Source organism: Micromonospora sp. NPDC049836 (assembly GCF_044465125.1).
Classification (GTDB): Bacteria; Actinomycetota; Actinomycetes; order Mycobacteriales; family Micromonosporaceae; genus Micromonospora.
The window spans coordinates 462,458-489,157 of record NZ_JBITLH010000001.1; the positions used below are offsets into that span (position 1 = coordinate 462,458).

24 protein-coding genes are annotated in these 26,700 nt (G+C 72.2%); 5 read left to right on the top strand and 19 right to left on the bottom strand.

From position 1 onward, the window contains the following. Nucleotides 1-2 precede the first annotated feature (2 nt). The 8 genes from ACIBPB_RS02110 to ACIBPB_RS02145 all read right to left on the bottom strand — a co-directional run bounded on the left by ACIBPB_RS02110 (nt 3) and on the right by ACIBPB_RS02145 (nt 10,959). A complete protein-coding gene (locus ACIBPB_RS02110) occupies nt 3-1,364 on the bottom strand; it encodes an ABC transporter permease (RefSeq protein ID WP_396837782.1) in 1,362 nt (453 codons plus the stop codon). Further along, the gene (locus tag ACIBPB_RS02115) at nt 1,361-2,995 is read right to left on the bottom strand and encodes an ABC transporter ATP-binding protein (RefSeq protein WP_396838161.1); all 1,635 of its coding nucleotides are present in this window, start codon (nt 2,993-2,995) and stop codon (nt 1,361-1,363) included. The genes ACIBPB_RS02110 and ACIBPB_RS02115 overlap by 4 nt, the downstream gene beginning before the upstream one ends. Before the next feature lie 203 nt (nt 2,996-3,198). After that, nucleotides 3,199-4,269 carry a BMP family protein gene (locus tag ACIBPB_RS02120; RefSeq protein ID WP_396838162.1) on the bottom strand — a complete coding sequence of 357 codons (1,071 nt, stop codon included), beginning with the start codon at nt 4,267-4,269 and terminating at the stop codon, nt 3,199-3,201. A gap of 285 nt (nt 4,270-4,554) precedes the next feature. Then, nucleotides 4,555-4,896 (bottom strand): hypothetical protein, encoded by a 342-nt coding sequence (locus ACIBPB_RS02125; RefSeq protein WP_046567088.1) that lies wholly within the window; start codon nt 4,894-4,896, stop codon nt 4,555-4,557. Nucleotides 4,897-5,076: 180 nt separating this feature from the next. Then, nucleotides 5,077-6,942: a glycoside hydrolase family 13 protein gene (locus tag ACIBPB_RS02130; protein WP_396837783.1), complete on the bottom strand. Its 1,866-nt coding sequence runs from the start codon at nt 6,940-6,942 to the stop codon at nt 5,077-5,079. A gap of 227 nt (nt 6,943-7,169) precedes the next feature. Next, nucleotides 7,170-8,069, bottom strand: a complete 900-nt coding sequence (locus ACIBPB_RS02135; protein WP_396837784.1) for a sugar ABC transporter permease — start codon at nt 8,067-8,069, stop codon at nt 7,170-7,172. After that, entirely contained in the window at nt 8,066-9,709 is a 1,644-nt protein-coding gene (locus ACIBPB_RS02140; RefSeq protein ID WP_396837785.1) for an ABC transporter permease subunit, read from the bottom strand. Before ACIBPB_RS02140 ends, ACIBPB_RS02135 begins: the two co-directional genes overlap by 4 nt. Continuing rightward, nucleotides 9,709-10,959 carry an extracellular solute-binding protein gene (locus ACIBPB_RS02145; RefSeq protein ID WP_396837786.1) on the bottom strand — a complete coding sequence of 417 codons (1,251 nt, stop codon included), beginning with the start codon at nt 10,957-10,959 and terminating at the stop codon, nt 9,709-9,711. Before ACIBPB_RS02145 ends, ACIBPB_RS02140 begins: the two co-directional genes overlap by 1 nt. A 198-nt stretch (nt 10,960-11,157) precedes the next feature. On the opposite strand from ACIBPB_RS02145, the gene ACIBPB_RS02150 reads away from it, so the two are divergent. The 3 genes from ACIBPB_RS02150 to ACIBPB_RS02160 all read left to right on the top strand — a co-directional run bounded on the left by ACIBPB_RS02150 (nt 11,158) and on the right by ACIBPB_RS02160 (nt 14,883). Continuing rightward, the gene (locus ACIBPB_RS02150) at nt 11,158-12,261 is read left to right on the top strand and encodes a LacI family DNA-binding transcriptional regulator (protein ID WP_396837787.1); all 1,104 of its coding nucleotides are present in this window, start codon (nt 11,158-11,160) and stop codon (nt 12,259-12,261) included. Between the two features lie 460 nt (nt 12,262-12,721). Further along, the gene (locus tag ACIBPB_RS02155; protein ID WP_396837788.1) at nt 12,722-14,356 is read left to right on the top strand and encodes a glycoside hydrolase family 13 protein; all 1,635 of its coding nucleotides are present in this window, start codon (nt 12,722-12,724) and stop codon (nt 14,354-14,356) included. Nucleotides 14,357-14,520: 164 nt separating this feature from the next. Next, the gene (locus ACIBPB_RS02160; RefSeq protein WP_357320044.1) at nt 14,521-14,883 is read left to right on the top strand and encodes a VOC family protein; all 363 of its coding nucleotides are present in this window, start codon (nt 14,521-14,523) and stop codon (nt 14,881-14,883) included. 3 nt (nt 14,884-14,886) lie between these two features. On the opposite strand, the gene ACIBPB_RS02165 is transcribed toward ACIBPB_RS02160, so the two are convergent. From ACIBPB_RS02165 to ACIBPB_RS02190, 6 genes are all read right to left on the bottom strand, one after another. After that, nucleotides 14,887-15,330, bottom strand: coding sequence for a hypothetical protein (locus tag ACIBPB_RS02165; protein WP_357320041.1), 444 nt, complete (start codon nt 15,328-15,330; stop codon nt 14,887-14,889). A 74-nt stretch (nt 15,331-15,404) separates the two neighbouring features. After that, nucleotides 15,405-15,779 carry a GntR family transcriptional regulator gene (locus ACIBPB_RS02170; RefSeq protein ID WP_396837789.1) on the bottom strand — a complete coding sequence of 125 codons (375 nt, stop codon included), beginning with the start codon at nt 15,777-15,779 and terminating at the stop codon, nt 15,405-15,407. Further along, nucleotides 15,776-16,711: a YihY/virulence factor BrkB family protein gene (locus tag ACIBPB_RS02175; protein ID WP_396837790.1), complete on the bottom strand. Its 936-nt coding sequence runs from the start codon at nt 16,709-16,711 to the stop codon at nt 15,776-15,778. The genes ACIBPB_RS02170 and ACIBPB_RS02175 overlap by 4 nt, the downstream gene beginning before the upstream one ends. A 54-nt stretch (nt 16,712-16,765) precedes the next feature. After that, nucleotides 16,766-17,323, bottom strand: coding sequence for a 2'-5' RNA ligase family protein (locus ACIBPB_RS02180; protein WP_396837791.1), 558 nt, complete (start codon nt 17,321-17,323; stop codon nt 16,766-16,768). 46 nt (nt 17,324-17,369) lie between these two features. Beyond that, the gene (trpS, locus tag ACIBPB_RS02185; RefSeq protein WP_357320028.1) at nt 17,370-18,395 is read right to left on the bottom strand and encodes a tryptophan--tRNA ligase; all 1,026 of its coding nucleotides are present in this window, start codon (nt 18,393-18,395) and stop codon (nt 17,370-17,372) included. Nucleotides 18,396-18,428: 33 nt separating this feature from the next. Beyond that, a complete protein-coding gene (locus tag ACIBPB_RS02190; protein ID WP_396837792.1) occupies nt 18,429-19,454 on the bottom strand; it encodes a hemolysin family protein in 1,026 nt (341 codons plus the stop codon). Between the two features lie 226 nt (nt 19,455-19,680). Here ACIBPB_RS02190 and galE point away from each other — a divergent pair, with 226 nt between their 5' ends. Both galE and galK read left to right on the top strand, forming a co-directional pair. Further along, nucleotides 19,681-20,610, top strand: a complete 930-nt coding sequence (galE, locus tag ACIBPB_RS02195) for a UDP-glucose 4-epimerase GalE (protein ID WP_396838163.1) — start codon at nt 19,681-19,683, stop codon at nt 20,608-20,610. A gap of 55 nt (nt 20,611-20,665) precedes the next feature. Beyond that, on the top strand, nt 20,666-21,865 hold the full coding sequence (gene galK / locus ACIBPB_RS02200; RefSeq protein ID WP_396837793.1) for a galactokinase: 1,200 nt from the start codon (nt 20,666-20,668) through the stop codon (nt 21,863-21,865). Nucleotides 21,866-21,933: 68 nt separating this feature from the next. Here galK and cysN read toward each other — a convergent pair whose 3' ends face one another. From cysN to ACIBPB_RS02225, 5 genes are all read right to left on the bottom strand, one after another. Next, nucleotides 21,934-23,235 carry a sulfate adenylyltransferase subunit CysN gene (cysN, locus tag ACIBPB_RS02205; protein WP_396837794.1) on the bottom strand — a complete coding sequence of 434 codons (1,302 nt, stop codon included), beginning with the start codon at nt 23,233-23,235 and terminating at the stop codon, nt 21,934-21,936. Beyond that, on the bottom strand, nt 23,235-24,146 hold the full coding sequence (cysD, locus tag ACIBPB_RS02210) for a sulfate adenylyltransferase subunit CysD (protein WP_396837795.1): 912 nt from the start codon (nt 24,144-24,146) through the stop codon (nt 23,235-23,237). The genes cysN and cysD overlap by 1 nt, the downstream gene beginning before the upstream one ends. A gap of 63 nt (nt 24,147-24,209) precedes the next feature. Further along, nucleotides 24,210-25,040, bottom strand: coding sequence for an inositol monophosphatase family protein (locus tag ACIBPB_RS02215; protein ID WP_357320009.1), 831 nt, complete (start codon nt 25,038-25,040; stop codon nt 24,210-24,212). A gap of 88 nt (nt 25,041-25,128) precedes the next feature. Then, a complete protein-coding gene (gene pth, locus ACIBPB_RS02220) occupies nt 25,129-25,719 on the bottom strand; it encodes an aminoacyl-tRNA hydrolase (protein ID WP_396837796.1) in 591 nt (196 codons plus the stop codon). A 127-nt stretch (nt 25,720-25,846) separates the two neighbouring features. Further along, nucleotides 25,847-26,539, bottom strand: coding sequence for a 50S ribosomal protein L25/general stress protein Ctc (locus ACIBPB_RS02225; protein WP_396837797.1), 693 nt, complete (start codon nt 26,537-26,539; stop codon nt 25,847-25,849). Between the last annotated feature and the right edge of the window lie 161 nt (nt 26,540-26,700).

Below are 26,700 nucleotides of genomic sequence, written 5' to 3' on the forward strand. Positions count from 1 at the left end.
GCTCACCAGCCCTTCGCGAGGCTCGTCTGCAGCCGGGCCGCGCGGGCCGCCCGGAGCTGGAAGATCGCCTTCACCATGGCCGGCGCGGCGATGAAGATGACGATCAGCGCCTGGAGCACGGTGACCAGCTCCAGCGAGATCCCGGAGTACGACTGCATCCGGTTGCCGCCGGCCTGTAGCGCGCCGAACAGCAGCGCGGCCAGCAGCACGCCCCAGGGCTTCACCCGGCCGAGCAGCGCGACCAGGATGCCGTCGAAGCCGATCTGCGCGATCACCAGCGGGGTGAGCGCGTTCGCGGTCGAGCCGAGCACCATGTTCGACCCGCCGAGCCCGGCCAGCAGCCCGGAGATCACCATGACCAGCACGTACGTCTTGGTGACGCTGATCCCGGCGGTCCGGGCGGCGTCCGGGTTCTCGCCGACCGCGCGCAGCTCGAAGCCGAGCGTCGAGCGGTTCAGCAGCCAGGCGATGAACCAGGTGGCCAGCACCGCGACCAGGATGCCGGCGTGCACCCGCAGGTCGGCGCCGAGCAGCCGGGGCAGTTGGGCGGAGGACTCGACCGGCTTGCTGATCGCGTCCGACCGGTTCGGGTTCTGCACCCCGCTCTGGATGATGATCCAGGACAGGAAGTAGACCGCCACGTAGTTGAGCATGATCGTGTTGATCACCTCGTGCGCGCCGGTGCGCGCCTTGAGGATGCCCGGGATGAAGCCCCAGAGCGCGCCGCCGAGCGCGCCGGCGATCAGCGCGACCAGCAGGTGCACGCCCACCGGCAGCGGCAGCGCGAAGCCGGCGACGGCGGAGAGGATGACCCCGATGGTGGCCTGGCCCTGGGCGCCGATGTTGAACAGGCCGCCGCGGAAGGCGAGCGCCACCGCCAGGCCGGTGAAGACCAGCGGCGCGGTGTAGGTGAGCGTCTCCGAGATCGGGCTCAGCGCGGCGGTGAAGCCGACCGCGTCCGGGTCGAAGATGGCGCCCTTGAACAGGTTCGCGTACGCCTCGCTGACCACCGTCCAGCTGGCGTTGAGGGCGTCCGCCGGGCGGGCGGTGATGTAGCTGTAGGTGCTCAGCACCTCGGGGTCGGACACGATGATCAGCACCGCGCCGACCAGCATCGCCAGCAGCACCGCGAGCACGGTCACGGTGACCGTGTTGGCCGCCCAGAGGTTGTCCAGGAAGAGCCGGCCCAGGGTGGGGCGGGAGCCCTTGTCGCCGGCCGGCGCCTTGGTCGCGGTGGCGGGCACCGCGCGTTCGGGGTCGCCGGCGGGCGCGGTCGGGGTGGCCCGTGCCTCGCTGCGCGCCTCCTGCGCCTCGGTCGCCGGCTCCTTGTCCGGGGAGCCGGAGACCGGGTTCACGTCGCTCATGCCTCGTCCTCGTTGCCAGGGCCCTCGGGGGCCGGGGCCGCGGTGCCCTCGGTCGGGCTCGTGGTGGCGGTGCCCCGGGTCGGGCTCGGGGTGGCGGTGCCCCGGGTCGGGCTCGGGGTGGCGGTGTCCGGGGTGATGCCGGCCATCAGCAGGCCGATCTCCTCGCGCGGGGTGTCCGGGCCGACCACGCCGATGATCCGGCCCCGGTACATCACCGCGATCCGGTCGGCGAGGCCGATCACCTCGTCCAGCTCGCTGGAGACCACCATGACGGCGGTGCCGATGTCCCGCTCGCGGATGACCCGGCTGTGGATGAACTCGATCGAGCCGACGTCCACGCCCCGGGTGGGCTGGGCGGCGATGAAGAGCTTCAGCGGCCGGGACAGCTCCCGCGCCACGATCACCTTCTGCTGGTTGCCGCCGGAGAGGGTGCCGACCGCCGCGTCGGCCGAGGAGGTACGGATGTCGAACTGCTCGATCCGTTCCTTCGCCGACTTCGCGATGGCGTCCGGCTTGAGCGAGAGGCCCTTGCCGAACGGCGGCCGGTCGTAGATGTCCAGCACCAGGTTCTCCGCCACGGAGAACTCCTTGACCAGGCCGTCCACGCTGCGGTCCTCCGGGACGTACCCGACGCCGGCGCGGAGCACCTTCTTGGTCGACCAGCCGTGTACGGCGTGGCCGTCCAGGGTGACCGAGCCGGCGAGGACCGGGCGCAGCCCCATGATCGCCTCGATCAGCTCGGTCTGCCCGTTGCCCTGCACGCCCGCCACGCCGAGCACCTCACCGGCGTGCACGGTCAGGTCGACGCCGTCGACCGCGCGTACCTGCCGGTCGTCGTCGACGACCAGGCCGGCGACCTCGAGGACCGGCTTGCCCGGCTGGGCCGGCTGCTTGTCCACGGTCAGCCGGACGCTGCGCCCCACCATCAGCGCGGCCAGCTCGTCCCGGCTGGCGCTCGGCTCGGCGGTGCCGACGGTCCTGCCGCGCCGGATCACCGTGATCCGGTCGGCGATCGCCTTCACCTCGCCCAGCTTGTGGGTGATGAACACGATCGACTTGCCGGCTTCCTTGAGCGACCGCATGACCGCGAGCAGTTCCTCGGTCTCCTGCGGGGTCAGCACGGCCGTCGGCTCGTCGAGGATCAGCAGGTCGACGTCGCGGGTGAGGGCCTTGACGATCTCCACCCGCTGCTGGATGCCGACCGGCAGGTCCTCGATCACCGCGTCCGGGTCGACCCGGAGGTTGTACCGCTCGGAGACCTCGGCCACCTCACGCCGGGCGCGCCGGCGGTCCAGGATGCCGGCGAAACGGCCCCTGACCTGCTCGGCGCCGAGCATGACGTTCTCGGCCACGGTGAAGACGGGCACCAGCATGAAGTGCTGGTGCACCATGCCGATGCCGGCCGCGATGGCGTCCGACGGGCCCTTCAGCTTCAGCGGCTTGCCGTCGACCAGGATCTCGCCCTCGTCGGGCTGGTAGAGCCCGTAGAGCACGTTCATCAGGGTCGACTTGCCGGCGCCGTTCTCGCCGAGCAGGGCGTGGATCTCTCCAGGCTCCACCGTGAGGTCGATGTGGTCGTTGGCGACCAGTTCACCGAACCGTTTGGTGATGCCGCGCAGTTCGAGTCTCAGCGCAACCTCCTGGAGTGCGAGCGATGGTGCAGCGTAGCGGCTGCCCGCCGGCCACCGCGCCGGGTGGGGTCAGTGGGGGATGAAGGTGGACCGGCCGCCCCGCCGTCCGCGGGGTGTCCCGCGTACGCCGAGGCGGCCGGATCGTCACTCCTGGTGCCCGCCGGCCCCCGCCGATGATTTCACCGCGGTGGCCGGCGGAGCGGTCACTTGGTCGGCTGGGCCTTCGAGGTGACCGTGATGGTGCCGGCGGAGATGTCCGCCTTGATCTTGTCGACCTCGGCCTTGAGGTCCGCCGGGACCTTGCTGTCGAAGTCGTGGTACGGGGCGATCGAGACGCCGTTGTTGGCCAGGGTGCCGACGAAGCCCGGCTTGGCCTGGAGCTTCTCGCCACCGGCGGCCTTGAGCACGGCCTCCTTCACGGCGTCCGGGATGTTCTTGACGACCGTGGTGATCAGGGCCGGGCAGTTCGGGGTGCTCTCGCAGCCGTCGACGTCCACCCAGACGACCGAGTACTTGCCGTTCGAGGCCTGGGCCGCGGCGGTGGTGCCGAGGCCGGCGCCGCCGGCGACCGGCATGATGATGTCCGCGCCCTGGGCGACCAGCGCGTCGGAGACCTTCTTGCCCTCGTCCTGCTTGACGAAGTCGTTGGTGAAGGAGCCCTTCTGGGTGGCCTTGTCCCAGCCCAGCACCTGGACGTTCTTGCTCTTGGCCTTGTTGTAGTACGCCACGCCGTCGGCGAAGCCGTCCATGAAGATGGTGACCGGCGGGATCGGCAGACCACCGTAGGTGCCGACCTTGCCGCTCTTGCTCATCCCGGCGGCCAGGTAACCGGCCTGGAAGGCGGCCTGCGCGGTGTCGAACTGCATCGGGTAGATGTTGTCCACGCCCGGGTTCGCGTCGACGATGCCGAACTGCTGGTTCGGGTTCGCCGTGGCGATCTTCTTGGTGGCGTCCGACATCAGGCCACCCACGGCCAGGATGAAGTCGCACTTCTGGTTGACGAACCCGGTCAGGTTGACCTCGTAGTCCGCCTCGGCCTTCGACTGGACGTTCTTGATGTCGATGTTGTCGTTCTCCTTCTTCGCCTCCTGCAGGCCCTTCCAGGCCGAGGTGTTGAAGGACTTGTCATCGATGCCACCGACGTCGGTCACCATGCAGGCGCTGAACTTCTTGCCGCCGGTGCCGCCGGCGTTCTTGTCGTCCTCGGGAGCCTCACCACATGCGGCGGCGCCCAGCACGAGGCCACCCGCCACGATGGCGGAGGCGATCCGCATCCCACGCACAGAGCGCAAGACGTCTCCTTCCCATTGCACACCGCGTCGTGCGCGGTGGCAGCCCTTGCGCCGGCCGGCGGTGTGCCGCCGGCGTCCCACGTTACGGACGGGAGCGTACGCCCGCGCCCACCCACCGGCCGACAATCGTGCACGACTGTTGAACGGTCGTTACCCCTACGTAACCCTTGGGTGGGGCACGTCACTAATCGTGCCGAGCGGCATGCGCGGTGGTGTCGCGAACGTCTGTTTCCCGAGCTTTCCCGAGCTTCCCGGCTGTCGGGCGAACTAACGCCAGAACACCGCGACGGCGGCGTTGAGCAGCGTCAACCCGATGATCGCGAGGAAGTGACCGCGGTTGACGCTCTCCCGCTTACGGGAGAAGAAGACCATGACGAAGATGATCAACGCGAGCACCAACTTGGTAACAAGTTTGGCGGGGGCCGGCTCGTCGCCGTCGCGCAGCGGGGCGGACAGTCCGATACCGGTGAGGATCTGGATCACCGCGCCCCAGAGCATGGCGGCGTTGATCCGCAGCCGGCCGGTGACGTACTGGGCGATCGCACCACCGAGCAGCAGCGCGAAGCCGACCAGATGGACGTAGAGAAGAATCAGTCGGAGAGCTTCCACGCGGCCCATCCTCCCCCAACAACGACGCTGCGTAGTAGCCACCCCGCCGACCTGCCGTCATACCGTGACCTGCCCCGCCCCGGCTCCCCCGCCCTCCCCGCGATCGCGCCGGACGCCCCGGCAGGCCCGGCGACCGCGACCGGACGGAGGGCCGGACCGGCAGGATCGCGGGGGTCGGGGTCAGCTCAGGCGCCAGACCTGGAAGGTGGGGCCGTCGCCGGGGACGGTCACCGCGCCCTCGGCGTCCGGACGAAGCGCGGGCGCGCCCCCGTACACGTTGTCGCCGGCCGGCAGGCCGGTCAGCCGCACCGGAGCGCCGGCCGCGCGCCGGGCCAGCACCAGGACCGTGCCGGTCGGCGCCTCCCGGAGGAAGACCAGGGTGTCGGCGTCGGCGTGCACCCAGCGCAGGCCGCCGTGCCGCAGCGCCGGCTCCGCGCGGCGCAGCGCCAGCAACGCCCGGTACGCCGCGAAGGTCCGCCGGTCCCAGCTCTCCGGCCGGTGCCACGGCATCGGGGTACGCGAGCCCTCCCCGTTGCCGCCGGTCAGCCCCAGCTCGTCGCCCGCGAAGACCACCGGGGTCCCCGGCATGGTGGCGAGCAGCCCGGCGGCCACCTCCTGGCGGGCCGCGTCGCCCACCACGGTCCGGATCCGGGCCGAGTCGTGCGAGCCGAGCAGCTGCCACGAGTGCGTGTACGACCGCCAGGAGATCAGCGACCGGTAGGCGTTCATGGTGGCCAGCACCGTGCCCCCGGCCCGCCGCCGCACCCCACCGGGGGTGCCGAGGAAGTTCGGCACCGGGTCGTCGCCGTGGCGCAGCCAGGACCAGACCGGATCGGTGAAGCCCACGTAGTTCATGGTCCCGTGCCAGCCGTCCCGGTCCAGGTCACCGGTGTGGTCGTGGCCGTGCTCGGCGAGCAGCAGCCCGTCCGGCCGGGTCTCGGCGACCACCTGACGCAGCAGCCGCGCCACCTCGTGGGTGTACGCGTCCGCGCCCCGCCGGCCGGTCATGTTCGCCACGTCCACCCGCCAGCCGTCCAGCCCGTACGGCGGGCGCAGCCAGCGGCGCAGCAACGAGTCCTCGGCGGTGGCGAAGCGGCGACGCAGCTCGGCGCTGCCCCAGTTGAGCTTCGGCAGCGACCTGACCCCGTTCCACGACTCGTAGTCCGCCGGCGCCTGATCGCCGCGCGGCACCGGACGCGCCGAGCGGGAGTCGTCGACGCCGGCCAGGTCGAAGAAGTAGTACAGCTCCCGCTCGGGCGCGTGCACGTCGGCGGCGGCGGCCGTGAACCAGTGGTGGGCGTCGCCGGTGTGGTTGCTGGTGATGTCGCCGAGCAGCCGCCAGCCCCGGGCGTGCACCGCGTCGGCCAGCCGGGCCAGGGCGGCGTCCCCGCCGAGCAGCGGGTCGACGGTGTCGAAGCTGGCCGCGTCGTACCGGTGGTTGGAGCGGGCCGGGAAGATCGGGGTGAGGTAGACGGTGTTCACGCCGAGCCGGTCCAGGTGGTCCAGCCGCTCGGTGATCCCGTCGAGGTCGCCGCCGTAGAACTGGCGGGGCGTCTCCGGGCCGCGCCCGACCACCGGGGTGTCCCAGTCGCAGGGGATGGCCCAGTCCGGCGCGGGTCGGCCGTCGGCGGCGGCGGAGCGGGCGAACCGGTCCGGGAAGATCTGGTAGATCACCGCGTCCCGGGCCCAGGCCGGCGGCGGCGGGTAGCTGACCAGCTTGAAGTCGCCGTGGTCGGGCACGTCGTGGTCGATCAGGCCGGCCGCGTTCAGCCAGCGGGAGCCCCGGCGGCCGTCGAGCAGGAAGCGGTAGTTGCTGACCGGGTTGCGGACCTCGACGTCGGCCCGCCACCACACGTCACCGCCCCGGGTGCGGTCGACGACGGCCTCGGCGAAGCGCGGCTCGCCGTCGCCGGTGGTCCGGACGTGCACCTGGCGGACGTCGGCGCCGGCCGGCACCCGGACGAAGACCGGGACGGTCCGCCCGAGCGCCGGCTCCTGCTCGGGCACGTAGGTGGCGGAGCCGTCGTGGTGCGGCTGGAGAGACATGAGGACGCCTTCCGGGTCGTTCCGACAGGGAGGGGGGCGGGCACCCGCCGCGATCGGTCACCCGACCGCGGCGGTCCGCCCGGAAACCGCTCCGGTGTACGTCGATCCGACGCCCTTGCCGCAGCTTGCTGTTCTTCCGGTTGCTGTTCTTCGGGTTGCCGCTGTTCTTCGGGTGCGGAGGGGCCGCGCTCGCCCCGCTCAGGACGGCGGGCGCGTACCCCTCCGGTTCATCCCTTGACCGCCCCGGCGGTGAGGCCGGAGACGATGTAGCGCTGGAGCAGTTGGAACACCAGCACCGTGGGCACGGCGGTGAGCAGGGTGCCCGCCGCGAACATCCCGAAGTTGTTGTTCCGCTCGCCGGCCACCAGCCCGAACATGCCGACCGCGAGGGTCTTGGACTCGGTGTTGGTGAGGAACACGTTGGCGATCATGAACTCGTTGATCGTGCCGATGAAGGAGAGCAGCGCGGTCACCGCCAGGATCGGCGCCACCAGCGGCAGCATGATCCGGAAGAAGACCTGGGCGTGCGTGGCGCCGTCCATGGTCGCCGACTCGTCCAGCTCCCGGGGCAGGGTGTCGAAGAAGCCCTTCATCAGCCAGGTGTTCACGCCGAGCGCACCACCCATGTAGAGCAGGAACAGCCCCCACGGGGTGTTGAACCCGAGCACCGGCCACAGGTCGGTGACCGTCGTGAAGATCAGGAAGATCGCCACGATGGCCAGGAACTGCGGGAACATCTGGATCAGCAGCAGGGTGAGCAGGCCGAACCGCCGCCCGGCGAACCGCATCCGGGAGAACGCGTACGCCGCCAGCGCGGACAGGAAGATCGACACGACGCTGGCCGTGCCGGCGATCAGCAGCGAGTTGAGGAACCAGTGCCCGAAGGCGGTCTGGTGGAACAGGTTGCCGAAGTTCTCGAAGGACGCGCCGGTCGGCAGCAGTTCGGTGGAGGAGAGCGTGCCGAGCGGGTTGAGCGCCGCGGAGAGCACGAACAGGATCGGGAAGAGGCTGAACGCCACGGCGAGCACCCCGACGACGTGCCGCCAGCCCACCTGGCGGAACCAGCGTCGCCTCGCGCTCCCCTTCGCGTTGCGGTTGGCGGCGGGGGCGTCCGCGTAGGTGGTCACGAGTACACCTCCTCCTGCTTGCGGGTACGGCGGAAGCTGATCGCCGACACCGTGGCCACGATCGCGAAGATGAAGATCGAGACCGCGGCGGCCATGCCGAACTCGGCGCCCTGGGCGCCGAAGGCCAGCCGGTAGGTGTAGGTGATGAGCAGGTCGGTAGCCCCGTTGGTCGGGTTGTCCGCCGGGAACGGCCCGCCCTCGGTGGTCAGCCAGATCGCGTTGATGTTGTTGAAGTTGTACGCGAACGACGCGATCAGCAGCGGCGAGAGCGCGACCAGCAGCAGCGGCAGGGTGACCGACCGGAACGACTGCCACGGGGAGGCGCCGTCCACCGAGGTGGCCTCGGTCAGCTCCCGGGGGATGGCCTGGAGCGCGCCGGTGGCCACCAGGAACATGTACGGGTAGCCGAGCCAGAGCTGCACCAGCAGCACCGCGGCCCGGGCCGACCAGGCCTGGCCGAACCAGTCGACGCCCAGCCCGAACAGGTTGTTCACCAGGCCGAAGTCGGTGTTGAACATGTCCCGCCAGACCAGCAGCATGGCGAACGACGGCATCGCGTACGGCAGGATCAGCAGCACCCGGTAGAGGTTGGTGCCGCGCATCCGGGGCGAGTGCAGGGCGAGCGCGATGGCCATGCCGAGCAGGAAGGTGAGCCCGGTCGAGCCGACCGCGAAGGCGAAGTTCCAGAGCAGGGTGCCGAAGAACGGGCCGGAGATGTTCGGGTCGGTGAGCACCCGGCTGAAGTTCTGCAACCCGACGTTGACCTTCCAGCCCTGGGCGAGGCGCTCCCCGTCCGCGGCGACGAACGCGCCGGCCTGCGCGTCCGCGGTCCAGGTCCTGCCGGTCTCGCTGTCCCTGACGCAGTCGCATCCGGCGTCGTACGCCCGCGCGGCCTTGCCCTCGTAGGCGCGGGTGAGCCCGTTGGAGCGGATCGCGCCACCGGCGGTCGGCACCACCAGGTCGGTGATCTCCTTGCTCCGGACGCTGGCCTGGCCGATGTTCAGCACGGTGTAGCCGTCGGCGGCGGTGACCTTGCCGGTGAGGCTGCTGGCCTCCACCTCGCCGGGGTCGAGCCGGCGCAGGCCGCCCGCGTCGCCGGCGAAGACCTCCTTGGTCTTCGGGTCGCCGAGCAGGAAGACCAGCGCGCCGGTCGCCGGGTCGCCCGTGGTGGCGATGGAGAGGGCGTACTGGGCGGAGCCGGGGACCTGCTTCACCGAGGTGGTCTGGATGGCGACGATCGCGTCGTCCTTGCTGCCGCGATGCCCGTCGCCGAAGTTCGTGAAGGCGGTGCTCGCCGTGTAGAGCACCGGGAAGACCTGGAAGGCGATCAGGAAGATCGTGCCGGGGACCAGGTACTTGGCCGGGATGTGCCGCCGGCCGAGGTAGAGGTAGAACAGGCCCGCGGTGGTGGCGGCGAGGATCGCCAGCCCCACCCAGTGCTCGGCCTCGACGAGCGGGAACGCCGCCCAGATCGCGATCCCGGCCACCAGGCCGAGCAGGACCACCTTGACGACGAGACCGGTCGCGGTGATCGGCGCGTGGTTCCGCGCGGTACGGGACGTGCGCGGGAGCCCGCGGCGAACGGGCTCCCGGCCCGGGGCCTGCTCAGCAGACCCCGGGCCGGACAGCGACGTGCTCATTACTTGATCTGACCCGCGATGGTCTTGCCCGCGGCGGTGATCGTCTTGGCCGGGTCGGCGCCGCCGATGACGGCGGCCTCCGCCTTGCCGAACGGGTCCCAGATCGCGGCCATGGCCGGGATCGCCGGGAGCACCTGCCCGTTCTTGCCGGCCTCGGAGAACTTGGCCAGGTCCGGGTCCTCGCCCTTGACCTGGTCGAAGGCGGCGGTCAGCGCCGGCGGGCGCGGCTCGGCCCGGTACAGCGCGACGGCCAGCTCGGGCTTGGTCACGTAGTTGGTGGCGAACTCCTGCGCCAGGGCCTTGTTCTTGCCCTTGGCGGCGACGTAGAACGCCTGCACGCCCACGAACGGCTGGGCCTCCTTGCCGCCGGCGAAGCCGGGGACCGGGGAGATGTCGTACTTGATGCCGGCCTTCTTGGCTTCGGCGATGGCCCACGGACCGGAGACCAGGAAGGCGCACTTCTTGGCGCCGAAGCTGGCGATGGAGTTCTCCGGGGTGATGGAGCGCTTGAGCGCGCCGTCGCCCTTCTCGCCGAGCTTCGCGATCTTCTGGAAGGCCGCGATCGACTCCGGCTTGCCCACGCCCAGGTCCTTCGGGTCGTAGTCGCCGTTGGCCGTGGTGCCGAAGAGGTAGCCGCCGGCGGAGGTGTACAGCGGGTAGACGTGGTACGCGTCGCCGTTCTGGCCGGACTGGAGGCAGAGGATCTCCTGGGCCTTCTTCTCGGCCTTGAGCTTCTTGCCGGTCTGGACCAGTTCCTCGATGGTCTTCGGCGCCTCGGGGGCCAGCGCGGTGTTGCGGAGCAGCGCGACGTTCTCGGTGGCGTAGGGCACGCCGTAGAGCTGGCCGTTGAACGTGACCGCCTTGATCGCGGTCTCGTTGAACGCGCTCTTCTGCTCGGCGGGGAGCTGCACCGGGTCGATGGCGCCGTTCTGCACCATGTTGCCGATCCAGTCGTGCGCGCCGACCACGACGTCCGGGCCGCTGCCCTGCTGCGACGCGGTGACGAAGTTGGTCTGCAGGTCCTTGGAGACGGCCTGGACCTCGACGGTCACGCCGTTCTCCTTGCCGAACTCCTCGGCGAACGGCTTCAGCGCGGCGGCCCGCTTGTCGTCGGCCCAGATGACCAGCTTGCCGCCGGCCGCCTTGGCGGACTCCTTGGCGGCCGGCTTGTCGCTGTCGCTGCCACCGCAGCCGGACGCGGCGAGCGCCAGGCCGAGGACGGCGACCACACCCGCGGTACGGATGCGCATCGGTACTCCTGTCGTCATGGCGGCCCGCCGGGGGAAGGGCGGCTCGCCAGTGGAATGCTCGGAAACTTCTTGCTGCCCGGCGCGGGGATTTTGCGCCGCTGCTCTCGCATGTTGCCGGGACGTTAGCAAGAGGTTGCAGAGAATGGAAGGGCTTGCAGAGGCGTACGCAAGAACTTGCCGGTGAGCTAAAGTGCCGCCATGCGCGCTCGACTGTCCGACATCGCCCAACAGGCCGAAGTCAGCGAGGCCACGGTGTCGCGGGTGCTCAATGACCGCCCCGGAGTGGCCCCCGAGACCCGGCAGGCCGTCCTGACCGCCCTCGACGTGCTCGGCTACGAGCGCCCGGCCCGGCTGCGCAAGCGCAGCGCCGGACTGGTCGGACTGGTGGTCCCGGAGCTGGACAACCCGATCTTCCCGGCCTTCGCCCAGATCATCGAGTCGACGCTGGCGCAGAGCGGGTTCACCCCGGTGCTCTGCACCCAGACGCCCGGCGGCGTCACCGAGGACGAGTACGTGGAGATGCTGCTGGACCGGCAGGTCTCCGGGATCGTCTTCGTCTCCGGCCTGCACGCCGACACCGCCGCCAACCACGACCGGTACCGCGCGCTGATCGCCCGCCCGCTGCCGATCGTCATGATCAACGGGTACGTCGGTGGCATCGCGGCGCCCTTCGTCTCCTGCGACGACCGGGAGGCCGCCGAGCTGGCCGTGGCCCACCTGGTGGCGTTCGGACACCGCCGGATCGGCCTGATCACCGGGCCGGACCGGTTCGTCCCCGTGCAGCGCAAGGTGGCCGGCTTCCGGTCCGCCATGACCCGGCTGGTCGGCGCGACCGAGGCCGAGATCGACGAGCTGGCCGAGCTCTCCCTCTTCGGCGTCGAGGGCGGCGAGGCCGCCGCCGGCCGGCTCATCGAACGCGGGGTCACCGGCCTGGTCTGCGGCTCCGACCTGATGGCGCTCGGCGCCATCCGCGCCGCCCGCCAGCGCGGCCTCGCCGTCCCCGGCGACATCTCGGTCGTCGGGTACGACGACTCCCCGCTGATCGCCTTCACCGACCCGCCGCTGACCACCATGCGCCAGCCGGTCGCCGCGATGGCGGTGGCCGCGGTCCGCGCGCTGGTCGACGAGATCAACGGGCACGCCGCCCCGAACTCCGAATACCTGTTCCGCCCGGAACTCGTGGTACGCGGCTCGACGGCGGTGGTCCGCCCGGCCGAAACCACCCCCACCAGCGGCGCCGGCCCGGCCGGCGGCGCGCAGCGGCAACGCCCGACCGCCCCCTCCCTGGTCGTACCAGCCTGACCACCCCCACCCCCACCTCCGCCCCGGTGGGCGACGCCCGCAAGATGCCGCACTCCGGCCCGTCCGGCCCCCGGGATGGCACGAGATGCCGCAACCTGGCCCATTCACCCGCGGTGCTCGCGCGTGATCGACTCCGGATGCCGCAACGCGGCCCTTCTGCCCAGAGGGAGGGCACGAGATGCCGCAATCTGGCCCATCCGGGCGGCCGGAGGGGGCGAGGTGCCGCAAAGCGGGTGGGGCTTCCGGAGGGCGGGACGGGACAGCGGGACGGGCGGGACGCGGGGCGCGGGGCGCGACAGGTTGAGGGTGGAGCGGTGGGCAGCGGGGTGTGAGGGCTACTTCTTGCGCAAGGAATGCTTGACTCTTGCAGTGCTTGGCCGGCATTCTGCTCAGACACCCGTGCCCCGCGCATCCCTGCGGGGCGCCGCCGTCTGATGCCAGAGAACGGGGATCGTCACCGATGACCGCCGCCACCCCTCCCGCGCCGCCGACCGCAGACAACGACTGGTGGCGCTCCGCGGTCGTCTACCAGGTCTACGTCCGCAGCTTCGCCGACGCGAACGGCGACGGCGTCGGTGACCTGGAGGGGATCCGGCAGCGGCTGCCGTACCTGCGGGAACTCGGGGTGGACGCGCTCTGGCTGACCCCCTTCTACACCTCGCCGCAGATCGACGCCGGCTACGACGTGGCCGACTACCGGGACGTGGATCCGCTCTTCGGCAACCTGGCCGACTTCGACGCGATGATCGCCGACGCGCACGCGCTCAACCTGCGGATCATCGTGGACCTGGTGCCCAACCACACCTCCAGCGCGCACCCGTGGTTCGCGGCGGCCCTCGCGGCCGGCCCGGGCTCCCCGGAGCGGGCCCGGTACCTGTTCGCCGAGGGCCGGGGCGAGCAGGGCGAGTTGCCACCGAACGACTGGGAGAGCATCTTCGGCGGCCCGGCCTGGACCCGGGTCCCCGACGGGCAGTGGTACCTGCACCTGTTCGACCCGGCCCAGCCCGACCTGAACTGGCGCCACCCGGAGGTACGCGCCGAGTTCGAGGACATCCTGCGGTTCTGGCTCGACCGGGGCGTGGACGGTTTCCGGATCGACGTGGCCCACGGAATGATCAAGGCGGAAGGGCTGCCGGACGTCGGCTTCAACTCGATGACCACCGGCCGGCGCCAGTCGGAACTGCTCGGCAAGGGCCGGCTGCCGTACTTCGACCAGGACGAGGTGCACGAGATCTACCGCGCCTGGCGGCCGATCCTGGACAGCTACCCGGGCGGCCGGATGGCGGTGGCCGAGGCGTGGGCCGAGACCCCGCAGCGGCTGGCCCGCTACATCGGCCCGGACGAGCTGCACCAGGCGTTCAGCTTCGACTTCCTCGACGCCACCTGGTCGGCCGACTCGTTCCGCAAGGTCATCGACACCGCGCTGGCCGAGTCGACCATCGTCGGCGCCCCGACCACCTGGGTGCTCTCCAACCACGACCGGCAGCGGCACGTCACCCGGTACGGCGACGGCGAGGTCGGTCTGCGCCGGGCCCGGGCCGCCGCCCTGCTGATGCTCGCCCTGCCCGGCTGCGCGTACGTCTACCAGGGCGAGGAGCTCGGCCTGCCCGAGGTGCTCGACCTTCCCGACGAGCTACGCCAGGACCCGGCGTTCCTGCGCACCGGGGAGAGCCGGGACGGCTGCCGGGTGCCGATCCCGTGGAGCGGCGAGCTGGCCCCGTACGGCTTCGGCCCGGCCGGCAGCGAACTGAGCTGGCTGCCGGCCCCGGCGACCTGGCGCGGCCTCTCGGTCGCGGCCCAGGCCGGCGCGCCCGGCTCGACGCTGGAGCTCTACCGGACCGCCCTGCGGGTCCGGCACGAGCACCCGGCGCTGGCCGGCACCGACGGCATCACCTGGCTGGAGACCGAGCCCGGCGTGCTGGCGTTCCGCCGCACCGCCGGGAACACCGAGCTGACCTGCGTGGTCAACATCAGCGGCGCGGCGGCCACGATCACCGGCTACGGCCGGCCGGTCGCCGCCAGCGCCGACCTCACCGAGCGGGGCGACGGGCACGTCCTGCCGGTGGACGCGGCTGCGTGGTTCGAACGGCGCTGAGCCGGGTAACCCGCCATTGACCTGGTCGTCCGTTGTGCCCCGCGCCGACGGGCGGCTGGGCTACCGACCCCTTGTGGTGGGGGGTGAGGTGGCGCCGGCCCCTCGGGGATCTCGATCTCCGAGGGGCCGGTGTCCACCTGGGACCGTGGGGGTACCACGGGGTGATGACCGCACTCGTCGCGCAGTACACCCTCGACGTCAGCGACCTCGATCTGATGGCCCGGTTCTGGTCGGCCGCCCTCGGCTACACGGTCCGACAGGGTGGCGACGGCAACGCGAAGCTCTACCCGCCGCCCGGCCGGCCCGGCCCCACCATCTGGTTGCAGGGCAGCGGCACCGCCAAGCACGGCAAAAACCGGCTCCACCTGGACCTGGTCTCGGACGGGGACCCGGCGGCGGAGGTGGACCGGCTGGTGGCGCTCGGCGCCCGGCACATCGACGTCGGGCAGACCGGGACCGAGGGGTTCACGGTCCTGGCCGACCCGGAGGAGAACGAGTTCTGCGTGCTGGACCGGGCACCGAGCTGAGGCTCAGGCGCCCCGGGCGGCGAGCAGCTTGGCGATCCGCGCGAAGCCGGCGTGGACCTCCTCGGCGCTGGGCGGGTTCGCCGGCTGCGGTTCCGGTTCCCGCTCGGCGGCCAGCTCCAGCTCCTCGTCGATGACGTCCTCGAAGTCGCCGTACAGGTCCGCCTCGTCGATCCGGGCCGCCTCGTCCTCGGCGGCGAGTTGCGCGGCGGCGATCTCGCTGCGGATCTCCTCCGGGGTCAGCGCCGGCACCAGCGGCTCCACCACCGCCATCAGCTGCTCCTCGGCGACCACCGCCTCGGCCAGGGCGAGCGCGTGCGCCCGCTCGTACGGGCCGCAGACGACGGGCTCCCACTCGTCGCCGTCGCCCAGCGGGCCGAAGGTGATGATCCACGGCAGGCCGAGCATCGGCGAGTCGTCCGGCAGGTCCAGTGTCACGAGTGCGCCCACCGGCCCATCATGGTCGTTCCCGGCGCGGGCGCGGGCCGCAATGCCGCCAAGTCCCCCCGCTCCGGCGGTCACTCCTACCCGGGCGTACCGGCGTTCAGCGCCGCACGGACCAGGGCCAGGGCGCGGTCCGGCGGTACGCCCAGCCGGGCCGCCTCGGCGGCGTACCCGGCGGCGGCCCGGTGCAGACGGTCGGTGGCGTCGTCCCGCCCCGGGGCCACCACGGTCCCGTGCCGCCCCCGGGTCTCCACCAGCCCGGCGGATTCCAGCTCCCGGTACGCCCGGGCCACCGTGTTCGCCGCCAGAGCGAGGTCGGCGGCGAGCTGCCGGACCGCGGGCAGCCGGGTGCCGACGGGCAGCCGCCCGTCCCCGATCATCCCCGCGAGCTGCCCGCGTACCTGCTCGTACGGGGGCACCGCCGAGTCGGCGTCGATCCTGATCCGGGTGCTCATCCCGCTCCTCCCGGTGTCCCCGGTTCGGTCTCCTCGTCGATCTCGACGTCCACCTCCCGGGCGGCGGCGCCCTCGGCCAGGTCCACCACCCGGCCGTACCGGCTGGTGGCGGCCAGCGCCGCGCCGAAGAGCACCAGCTGGTTGAGCAGGTAGAGGTAGAGCAGCAGGCCGACCGCGGTGGTCACCACCGTGTACGCCGGGTTCCGCTCGGTGCGTACCACGTAGTAGCGGCCGACGGTGTTGAGCAGGGTGATGCCGATCGCGACCACCAGCACCACCGGCCGCAGCCGGCGCCGGCTCATCCGCAGCCGGGGCACCGCCACCAGCAGCGCGACCGCGAGCACCGCGTTGACCAGCACGCTGAGCACCGCGCTGACCGTGGTGAGGCCGACCGAGCCGGTGCTGCGCAGCAGGAACCGCAGCAGCGACTCCAGCGCGTCCACGGCGGCCACCGACACCCCGAGCAGCACGAAGACCGCGACCAGTACGCCCAGGTCGACCAGGCGGCGGATCACCAGGTTGCCGGGCTGCTGGTTGAGGCCGTACATGAGCCGCTGCGAGGAGCGGATCGCCTCCACCCAGCCGATCCCGGTCACCACCAGGATGATCAGGCCGACCACCCCGACGGTGTTGCTGCTCTCGGCGATCTGCTGCGGGTCGAGGAACGGCAGGTTCCCCGCCAGGAAGTCCGCGGCCGCCTCGCTGACCTCGGCGTTGTCCTGCAGGATCGTGCCGAAGATCCAGTACGCGACCAGGGCGAGCGCGAACACCGCGAAGAAGCCGTAGTAGGCGATCGCGGCGGCCAGCCGCCCGGCCAGCAGGTCCGCGTAGAGGGTGCCGGCCCGCCACAGGTGGTCGAAGGCCGGCAGCCGGCCCCGCGCCGCGTCGATCCGGCGGCCCAGCGCGCTCTCGATCCGGCCGAGCAGGTTCACCCCGTCATCCTCGCCGATCGGTGGGGGGCGCGGCGGGCCAGCGGCGCGCTCAGCTCAACCGCCGAGCCGGAAGTCGCGGCGGGGCTGCCATCGGGCCGCCCCGCTGTGCGAGAAGAGGGTGAAGGCTTCGACCTCGAACAGCGCCGAGAAGTCCGCCAGGTCCTCGTACGCCTTGTCCAGCACCTCCGCCGGGACGTCCTGCGCCACGGTGACGTGCGGGTGGTACGGGAAGCGCGCCTCCCGGTGCAGTTCCGGCGCCGCGTTGATGGCCGCGGCGAGCACCTCGCACTCGCTGATCCCGGCCGCGACCGCCACGAAGACCACCTGGGTGACCGGGCGGAACGTGCCGGTGCCCCGCAGGTGCAGGGTGAACGGCAGGTGGGTGGCGGCCACCCGGGTCAGGTGCTCCTCGACGGCGGGCAGCGCGCTCACCGGGATCTCGGTCGGCCCGAGCAGGGTGACGTGGGCGGGGACGGCCTGCGGGTCACCGGCCTCGACCCGGCGGCGGGTGAGCAGCCCGCCCCACGGTTCGGGGATGTCCACCGCGATCCCGATCTGGATGGTGTCGCCGGCGTCCGGCGCTCCGTCCCTGCCAGCCACGCTCCGCGCCATCCCTCCGGCCACCGACTGCGCACACCCTCTCCGACGCGCGGGCCCGCTACGCGGACCGGACCGGCGGGAAGAAGCCGACCCGCTCGTACACGGTGGCCAGCGTCGCCGCGGCGACCGCCCGGGCCTTCTCCGCCCCCTGGCCGAGCAGCTTGTCCAGCTGCGCCGGGTCGTCCAGGTAGCCGCGGGTGCGCTCCTGGATGGGCGTGACGAACTCCCGGACCACCTCGCCGAGGTCCTTCTTGAGGTCGCCGTAGCCCTTGCCGTCGTACGCGGCGACCAGGTCGTCGATGCTCCGTCCGGAGAGCGCCGAGTAGATGGTCAGCAGGTTGGATACGCCGGGCTTGCCCTCGGCGTCGAAGACGATCTCGCGGCCGGTGTCGGTGACCGCGGAGCGGATCTTCTTGGCCGAGCGGGCCGGCTCCTCGAGCAGGTCGATGATGCCGGCCGGCGAGGAGGACGACTTCGACATCTTCGCCGTCGGGTCCTGCAGGTCGGTGATCTTGGCGGTGTCCTTGACGATGTGCGGCGCGGGCACCGTGAAGGTCGGCCCGAACAGCGAGTTGAACCGCTGCGCCAGGTCCCGGGAGAGCTCCAGGTGCTGCCGCTGGTCCTCGCCGACCGGCACCGCGTGCGCCTGGTAGAGCAGGATGTCGGCGGCCTGCAGGATCGGGTACGTGAAGAGGCCGACGCTGGCCCGCTCGCTGCCCTGTTTGTGCGACTTGTCCTTGAACTGGGTCATCCGGCTCGCCTCGCCGAACCCGGTGATGCAGCCGAGCACCCAGGCCAGCTGCGGGTGCTCGGGCACCTGCGACTGGACGAAGAGGGTGCTGCGCTCCGGGTCGAGACCCAGCCCGAACAGCTGCGCGGCGGCCAGCCGGCTGCGCTGCTTGAGCACCTTCGGGTCGTGGCCGGCGGTGATGGCGTGCAGGTCCACCACGCAGTAGAAGGCGTCGTGGCTGTCCTGCAGGGCCACCCAGTGCCGCAGCGCGCCGAGGTAGTTGCCGAGGTGGAACGAGTCGGCCGTCGGCTGGATGCCGGAGAAGACGCGCGGGCGGGCGGGTACGTCGGACATGCCGGCAATTCTGTCAGCAAGCTCCATCGCCCGTCATGACGGGCCGGCGGGTCGGCTCGCGGCGGGCCTGACCGGCGCGGGCAGCTCGCGTCGTTGCTCCGGCACGCGCGCGGCGGAGACCGCGAGGCGGGACACCCGCCGCCCCTCCAGGGCGAGCACCCGCAGCAACCAGCCACCCGGCGGATCGTCCGGATCGGGCCGGCCGGCGTCCAGCGTGGCCGGGGCGACCGGCACCTCGTCACCGGTGACCGGCAGCCGGCCCAGGGCGGCCATCACGAAGCCACCGACCGTCTCGTACGGGCCGGCGGGCAGCGACACCCCGGTCCGTTCGGCGAAGTCGGCCAGGTTGAGCCGGCCGTCCACCACGGCGGGCAGGCCGGCGTGGACCGGTTCGGACGGGACGTCGTCCTCGTCGTGGATCTCGCCGACCAGTTCCTCCACCAGGTCCTCGCAGGTGACGATGCCGGCGGTGCCGCCGTACTCGTCGACGACCACGGCCAGGTGGTGGCCCTCCCGGCGCATCTCGGTGAGCGCGGCGAGCACCCGTTTGCTGCCGGGCAGCCGCTTCACCTCGCGGGTCAGCTCGCCCACCGTGGCGCACCGGTCGCGCTCGGGGCGCAGCAGCACGTCGCGCAGGTGGAGGAAGCCGACCACGTCGTCGTGGGTGCCGTCGACCACCGGGTAGCGGGTGTGCGTCTCGGCCCGGACCAGGCGTTCGGCCTCGGCCACGGTGAGCCCGGCGGAGAGGAAGACCACCTCGGTGCGGGGCACCATCACCTCGCGGACCAGGCGGGCGCCGGCCACCAGCACCTCGTCGATGATCCGGCGCTCGTCGGGGTCGAGGAGGGTGTTGGCGGCCACCAGGTCACGCAGTTCGGCCTCGGTGATCCGTTCCCGGCCGGCGGTCGGGCTGGCCCCGAGCAGGTCGGTGACCAGGCGGGTCGCCCCGTCGGCGGCACGGACCACGAGCCGGGCGACGGTCCGGGCGACGGGACCGGGCTCGCGCCGTGGCCGCCCCGGCGGTCGTCGCCGGAGCCCGGGACCACCTGCCTCCCGCATGGGATGGATGGTAGACAGCCCTCGCCGTCCCAGCCGGTCGATGTTCGGATCTGTTCAATCATGACGGAACGTGGTGGAATGGCGGTGGTGCACTGCCCGCCGTGGCACGACCGGCGGCCATAGGGTGATCAAGGACGGCCGCCACGGCGGCGGCCAGGCGGGAGGAAGCGACGTGAAACTGCTCGTCACCGGCGGTGCGGGCTACATCGGCAGTGTGGTGACCCGGATGCTGCTCGACGAGGGCCACAATGTCACCGTCCTGGACGACCTGCGCACCGGGCACCGGGCGGCCCTCGCCCCCGACGCCACCCACGTCGACCTGCCGATCCACGAGGCCGCCCGGGTGCTCACCCCGGACGCCGGCTTCGACGGCGTGCTGCACCTCGCCGCGCTGATCGCCGCCGGCGAGTCGATGGTCAAGCCGGAGCTCTACTGGCGGACCAACACCATCGGGTCGCTCGCCCTGCTCGACGCCGTCCGCGCCGCCCGGGTGCCCCGGCTGGTCTTCTCCTCCACCGCCGCGGTCTACGGCAACCCCACCGAGCTGCCCATCCCGGAGACCGCCGTGAAGGCCCCCACCAACACGTACGGGGCCACCAAGCTGGCCGTCGACATGGCGCTCACCTCCGAGGCGATCGCCCACGGCCTGGGCGCGATCTCGCTGCGCTACTTCAACGTCGCCGGGGCGTACCGGCACGACGGCGGGACCATCGGCGAGCGGCACGACCCGGAGACCCACCTGATCCCGCTCGCCCTCCAGGTGGCCGCCGGCCGGCGCGACAAGCTCCAGCTCTTCGGCGACGACTACCCCACCGTCGACGGCACCTGCGTGCGCGACTACATCCACGTCGAGGACCTGGCCCGGGCCCACCTGCTGGCGCTGGACGCCGCCACCCCGGGCCGGCACCGGATCTACAACCTGGGCAACGGCAACGGCTTCACCAACCGGCAGGTGATCGAGGTGGTCCGCGAGGTCACCGGCCACCCGGTGCCGGTCGAGGTGGCCCCGCGCCGCGAAGGCGACCCGGCCGAGCTGGTCGCCTCCGCCGCGCTGGCCCGCGACGAGCTGGGCTGGCTGCCGGCCAAGCCGACGCTGCAGGACATGGTCGGCGACGCCTGGGCGTTCTACCGCGAGCACATCCTGGGGCAACGGTGAGCGCGAGGAGCGAGCCGGGCCTGCGAGCCCCGCAGTCGCGAACGAAGGAGATCCAGTGACCGGCCCGACCGCGCCCGCCGCGCCACCGGCCGCGCCCGCCGGCGATGTCGCGGCCCGCGCCACCGCGGGCTTCCGGCAGCGGTACGGCGCGGAGCCGGCGGGCCGCTGGGCGGCTCCCGGCCGGGTCAACCTGATCGGCGAACACACCGACTACAACGACGGTTTCGTGCTCCCCTTCGCGCTGCCGATGCGTACCGTCGTCGCCGCGGCGCCCCGCGACGAGCCGCGCTGGACGGTCTGGTCGGAGCTGGACGACGAGCCGGTGGAGTTCGGGCCGGCGGAGGCCGACGAGCCCGGCCGGGTGCCCGGTTGGGCCGCCTACGTGGCCGGCGTGGTGTGGGCGCTACGCGCCGCCGGCCAGCCGGTCCCCGGCGCCCGGCTCGCGGTCGCCTCGGACGTGCCGGTCGGCTCCGGGCTCTCCTCGTCGGCGGCGATCGAGTCCGCGGTGCTGGCCGCCCTGGTCGACCTGGGCGACCTGGACCTGCCTGCCGAGCGGTGGCCCCGGCTCGCCCAGCGCGCCGAGAACGACTACGTCGGCGCGCCCACCGGGATCATGGACCAGTCGGCGGTGATCCGGGGCCGGGCCGGGCACGCCCTCTTCCTGGACTGCCGCACCGAGCAGGTCGACCAGATCCCGTTCGACCTGGACGCCGCCGGGCTGGCCGTGCTGGTGGTCGACAGCCGCGCCCCGCACCGGCACGCCGACGGCGAGTACGCCTCCCGCCGCCGGTCCTGCGAGGAGGCGGCGCGGATCCTGGGCGTGCCCGCCCTGCGCGACATCGACCCGGCCGGCCTCGACGCGGCGCTGGCGAAGCTGCCCGACGACGAGACCCGCCGCCGGGTCCGGCACGTGGTCACCGAGGACCAGCGGGTGCTCGACACGGTGGCGCTGCTGCGCGCCGGCCGGGTCCGGGAGATCGGGCCCCTGCTGACCGCCTCCCACGCGTCGATGCGCGACGACTTCGAGATCACCGTGCCCGAGATCGACACCGCGGTCGAGGCGGCGCTGGCCGCCGGGGCGCACGGGGCCCGGATGACCGGCGGCGGCTTCGGCGGCTGCGTGCTGGCCCTGGTCGACGCGGCCGCCGCCGACGCGGTGGCGGCCGCGGTGACCGCCGCGTACGCCGAGCGCGGCTTCGCCACCCCGGTCACCCGCACCGTCCGCCCGGCCGACGGCGCCAGCCGCCTCGACTGAACGCCGGCGGCCCTGGCCGACCCGCGCCGGGTTGACCAGGGCCGCCGCCGGACACCGGGGTGGGGGCCTCAGCCCGCCTCGACGATCATGCCGGCGCCGACCGTCCGGTTGGTGGCCTCGTCGATGATCACGAAGCCGCCGGTGGTGCGGTTACGCCGGTACTCGTCGGCGAGCAGCGGCACGGTGGTCCGCAGCCGGACCCGGCCGATCTCGTTGAGCTTCAGCTCGCCGGCCGCGTCGTCGCGGTGCAGCGAGTTGACGTCCAGCCGGTAGTGCAGCCCGCGCACGATGGCCCGCGCCGAGCGGGTGGTGTGCTTGATCGCGTACTTGCCGCCGATCTGCAACGGGCGGGTCTCGTCCATCCAGCAGACCATCGCCTCGATGTCCTGCGCGACGGCCGGGGCGTTGTTCGGCCGGCAGATCAGGTCGCCCCGGGAGATGTCGATCTCGTCGGTCAGCCGGACCGTCACCGACATCGGCGGGAACGCCTCGGCCACCGGGCCGTCAGCCGTCTCGACCGAGGCGATCCGGCTGGTGAAACCGGAGGGCAGCACCATCACCTCGTCGCCCGGCTTGAGCACGCCCGAGGCCACCTGGCCCGCGTACCCGCGGTAGTCGGTGACCGTGGTGGACTGCGGACGGATCACGTACTGCACGGGGAAACGCACGTCGACCAGGTTGCGGTCGCTGGCGATGTGCACCCGCTCCAGGTGGTGCAGCAGCGACGGACCCTCGTACCAGGGCATGTTCTCCGAACGGGAGACGATGTTGTCGCCCTTGAGCGCGGAGATCGGCACCACGGTCAGGTCCGGCACGTCGAGCTTCGCGGCGAACGCGGTGAACTCGTCGGCGATCCGCTCGAACACCTCCTCCGACCAGTCGACCAGGTCCATCTTGTTCACGCAGAGGACCAGGTGCGGCACCCGCAGCAGCGAGCAGAGGAACGCGTGCCGGCGGGACTGCTCCACCAGGCCCTTGCGGGCGTCCACCAGGATCAGCGCCAGGTCGGCGGTGGACGCGCCGGTCACCATGTTCCGGGTGTACTGGATGTGCCCGGGGGTGTCGGCGATGATGAACTTCCGCCGCGGCGTGGCGAAGTACCGGTACGCCACGTCGATGGTGATGCCCTGCTCCCGCTCCGCCCGCAGGCCGTCGGTGAGCAGCGCCAGGTTGGTGTACTCGTCGCCCCGGGCCGCGCTGACCGCCTCGACCGCGGCGAGCTGGTCGGTGAAGAGCGACTTCGTGTCGTACAGCAGCCGGCCGATCAGGGTCGACTTGCCGTCGTCGACGCTGCCGGCGGTGGCGAACCGCAGCAGGTCCATCGGGCGCGTCGCATCCGTCGCCTCCGGCGCCACTGTCTCGACGCTCATCAGAAGTAGCCCTCCCGCTTGCGGTCCTCCATGGCGGCCTCGCTGACCCGGTCGTCGCCGCGGGTCGCGCCGCGCTCGGTGATCCGGGTGGCGGCCACCTCCTCGATCACCCTCTCCACCGTGTCGGCGTCCGACCGGACCGCCGCCGTGCAGGAGGCGTCGCCCACGGTCCGGTAGCGCACCTGCGCTTTGAACCGCTCCTCGCCCGCCTTGGGCCGGAGGAACTCGTTGACCGCGTAGAGCATGCCGTCCCGCTCGATCACCTCGCGCTCGTGCGCGAAGTAGATCGACGGCAGCGGGATCCGCTCCCGGGCGATGTAGTGCCAGACATCCAGCTCGGTCCAGTTGGACAGCGGGAAGACCCGGATCGACTCGCCCGGGTGGTGCCGGCCGTTGTAGAGCGACCACAGCTCGGGGCGCTGGTTCTTCGGGTCCCACTGACCGAACTCGTCGCGGAAGCTGAACACCCGCTCCTTGGCCCGGGCCTTCTCCTCGTCCCGCCGGGCGCCACCGAAGAGCGCGTCGAAGCGGTGCTTCTCCACCGCATCCAGCAGCACCGGGGTCTGGATCCGGTTGCGCATCCCGTCCGCCGACTCCCGGACCAGCCCGGCCGCCAGCGCCTCGGGCACGCTCGCCACGATCAGGTGCAGGCCCAGCTCGGCGACCCGCTGGTCCCGGTACTCCAGGACCTCGGGAAAGTTGTGCCCGGTGTCGACGTGCATGACCGGGAACGGGACGTTGGCCGGGGCGAACGCCTTCTGCGCCAGCCGGAGCATCACGATCGAGTCCTTGCCGCCGGAGAAGAGCAGCACCGGCCGCTCCATCTCGGCGACGACCTCGCGCATCACGAAGATGCTCTCCGCCTCGAGCGCGTCGAGGTGCGATACCTGGTACGCCGCCGGGGACGTCATGACAGGTGTCCGTTCATCGAATTCCAGACCTTTCCGGTCGGACTCGTCAAGAAGACGGTCAGGCTACCCGGAATGCCGCTGCAACGCTGCAAGCAACCGACTGGCGAGATCCTTGCGGCAGACCAGGAGGTCGGGTAGGCGCGGGTCGGCCTCGTTGTATTTCAGCGCAGAACCGTCGATCCGGGAAGCGTGCAGTCCGGTGGCCGTCGCCACAGCCACCGGAGCGGCCGAGTCCCACTCGTACTGCCCGCCGGCGTGGATGTACGCGTCGACCTCGCCGGTCACCACCGCGGCAATCTTCGCGCCCGCCGAACCCATCGGCACCAGATGCGCGCCGACATCCTCGGCCAGGTCGGTGAGGAACACCGGCGGTCGGCTGCGGCTGGCCGCCAACCGGATGACCCGCGCGCCCGCGGTCGCCGCCTCCAACGTCATCGGCGGGTACGCCGGCGGGTAGTCGGTGCCCAGCACCCGGTGCTGCGCCGGCAGCCCCACGGCACCCGCCACCAGCCCGTGCGGCGACGGCGCGTGACGCGCCCAGAGGGCCACGTGCACCGCCCAGTCCGAGCGGCCCTCCTCGGCGAACTCCCGGGTGCCGTCCAGCGGATCGATGATCCACACCCGGTCGGCGGTCAACCGCGGCACCGCCTCGGTGGTCACCTCCGCCGTCCAGGCCAGCCGCGACCCCTCGTCCTCCTCCGACAGCACCGCGTCGGCCGGGCGCCACTTCGCCAGCTCGGTACGGATCAGGTCGTGCGAGACCTTGTCCCCGGCCGCCTTCAACGCCCCCGGGTCGGCGAAACCCAGCTCCGCGCGCAGGTTCATCAGCGCCTGCCCGGCCCGCGCCGCGAGCCAGCGGGCGAACGCCCCGTCGATCATCGGAGGATTGGCCATGGGTCTTCCGCTCCCGTCGCTCGCGTCGCCTCCCGAGGAGCGCAGACTACCGGCCGCCACCCGCCGCGACCCGCAGCCCCGCCCGGGGTCAGCCCCCGTGGTAGAGGTTCTGCGTCGGCTCCACCCCGCGGGTCACCACCGACTCGACCACGTCCGCCGCCCGGTCCACCAGGAACTCCAGCTCCTTGCGCTCCACCGCGGAGAAGTCCGACAGCACGAAATCCGCCGGATCCTGCCGCCCCGGCGGCCGACCGATGCCGAACCGCACCCGCACGTAGTCCTTCGTGCCCAGCGACTTCGACATGGACCGCAGGCCGTTGTGGCCGCCCTCGCCACCGCCGCACTTCACCCGCAGCTGCCCGTACGGGATGTCCAGCTCGTCGTGCACCGCGATCACCCGCCCCGGCGGGATCTTGTGAAACTGCGCCAGCGCGACCACCGGGCCGCCGGAGAGGTTCATGTAGGTCAGCGGCTTCATCAGCACCAGCTTCGGCCCGCCGAAGCCCAGCCGACCCTCGGCGACCTCGGCCACCGCCCGCTTGTGCCGCCCGAACTTCCCGCCCAGCCGACCGGCCAGCAGCTCGGCCACCATGAAGCCGACGTTGTGCCGGTTGCCCGCGTACTCCCGACCGGGGTTGCCCAGGCCGACCACCAGCCAGGGCCCCGCCTCGTCCGTCACGCCTCGTCCCTTCCGTCATCTCCAGCCCGCCGGGGTGTCGCCGGGCCTGCCTCGGCCCGGCCGGCGCCGATACGCCGACAGGCGCCCCCGGGAACCGGGGACGCCTGTCGCACAGCCTGCGGGCCGATCAGGCCTCGGTCTTCGGCTCCTCGGCGGCCGGCTCGCCCTCGGCCGGAGCGCCCTCGGGGGCCTCGGCGGTCTCCTCGCCGACCTCCGCCTCGGCCTCTTCCTCGGCCACCTCGACCTCGGGGAGGGTGGCCTCGAGCTGCTCGGCGGTCGGGGCGGCGGTCACCGAGGCGACCTGGAGGTCGGCGTCCGCGACCAGCTCGACACCGGCCGGCAGCTCCACGTCGCCGGCGGTGATCTGGGTGCCGGCCTCGGCGCCCTCGATCGACGCCTCCAGGTGGTCCGGCACCTTGGTGGCGTCGGCGGTCACCGAGAGGGTGTCGTGGTCGTGCACGATCAGCGTGTCCTTGGCGGCCTCACCGGTCAGCTGGACCGGGACCTCGACGGTGACCTTCTCGCCTCGGCGGACCAGGAGCAGGTCCACGTGCTCGAAGGTGTCCTTGATCGGGTCACGCTGGATCGCCTTGGGCAGCGCCAGCACCTGGGTGCCGTCGCTCACCTCGATCGCGAAGAGCTGGTTGGCGCCGCCCTTGCGGATCGCGGCGGCGAACTCACGCGCCGGGAGCGCGATGTGCTTGGGCTTCTCGCCGTGGCCGTACAGCACGGCGGGCACCTTGCCGGCCCGGCGGGTACGACGGGCACCACCCTTGCCGAACTCGGTACGGGGCTCGGCGCTGATCTTTACCTCGGACACGGGGAAACTCCTGATGCTTCGCTGCGGCGGCTTGTCGTCTTGCGGTGCTGGGGCGAGGGGCTCGCTGGGGCTCATGCGTCATGAACGACTGCCCGGAGCACCGCGTCGATGACGGCGCCTCCGTGCGGTGCTTTTCAGCGGCCCGCCGGGCACCCTCGCCG

What these genes read in the sequence shown, in the direction of transcription:
- ACIBPB_RS02110 (WP_396837782.1), bottom strand. Translation starts at nt 1,364, where the DNA reads ATGAGCGACGTGAACCCGGTCTCCGGCTCCCCGGACAAGGAGCCGGCG.
- ACIBPB_RS02120 (WP_396838162.1), bottom strand. Translation starts at nt 4,269, where the DNA reads ATGCGGATCGCCTCCGCCATCGTGGCGGGTGGCCTCGTGCTGGGCGCC.
- ACIBPB_RS02130 (WP_396837783.1), bottom strand. Translation starts at nt 6,942, where the DNA reads ATGTCTCTCCAGCCGCACCACGACGGCTCCGCCACCTACGTGCCCGAG.
- ACIBPB_RS02140 (WP_396837785.1), bottom strand. Translation starts at nt 9,709, where the DNA reads ATGAGCACGTCGCTGTCCGGCCCGGGGTCTGCTGAGCAGGCCCCGGGC.
- ACIBPB_RS02145 (WP_396837786.1), bottom strand. Translation starts at nt 10,959, where the DNA reads ATGCGCATCCGTACCGCGGGTGTGGTCGCCGTCCTCGGCCTGGCGCTC.
- ACIBPB_RS02150 (WP_396837787.1), top strand. Translation starts at nt 11,158, where the DNA reads ATGCGCGCTCGACTGTCCGACATCGCCCAACAGGCCGAAGTCAGCGAG.
- ACIBPB_RS02155 (WP_396837788.1), top strand. Translation starts at nt 12,722, where the DNA reads ATGACCGCCGCCACCCCTCCCGCGCCGCCGACCGCAGACAACGACTGG.
- ACIBPB_RS02160 (WP_357320044.1), top strand. Translation starts at nt 14,521, where the DNA reads ATGACCGCACTCGTCGCGCAGTACACCCTCGACGTCAGCGACCTCGAT.
- ACIBPB_RS02170 (WP_396837789.1), bottom strand. Translation starts at nt 15,779, where the DNA reads ATGAGCACCCGGATCAGGATCGACGCCGACTCGGCGGTGCCCCCGTAC.
- ACIBPB_RS02180 (WP_396837791.1), bottom strand. Translation starts at nt 17,323, where the DNA reads ATGGCGCGGAGCGTGGCTGGCAGGGACGGAGCGCCGGACGCCGGCGAC.
- trpS (WP_357320028.1), bottom strand. Translation starts at nt 18,395, where the DNA reads ATGTCCGACGTACCCGCCCGCCCGCGCGTCTTCTCCGGCATCCAGCCG.
- ACIBPB_RS02190 (WP_396837792.1), bottom strand. Translation starts at nt 19,454, where the DNA reads ATGCGGGAGGCAGGTGGTCCCGGGCTCCGGCGACGACCGCCGGGGCGG.
- galE (WP_396838163.1), top strand. Translation starts at nt 19,681, where the DNA reads ATGCTGCTCGACGAGGGCCACAATGTCACCGTCCTGGACGACCTGCGC.
- cysN (WP_396837794.1), bottom strand. Translation starts at nt 23,235, where the DNA reads ATGAGCGTCGAGACAGTGGCGCCGGAGGCGACGGATGCGACGCGCCCG.
- cysD (WP_396837795.1), bottom strand. Translation starts at nt 24,146, where the DNA reads ATGACGTCCCCGGCGGCGTACCAGGTATCGCACCTCGACGCGCTCGAG.
- ACIBPB_RS02215 (WP_357320009.1), bottom strand. Translation starts at nt 25,040, where the DNA reads ATGGCCAATCCTCCGATGATCGACGGGGCGTTCGCCCGCTGGCTCGCG.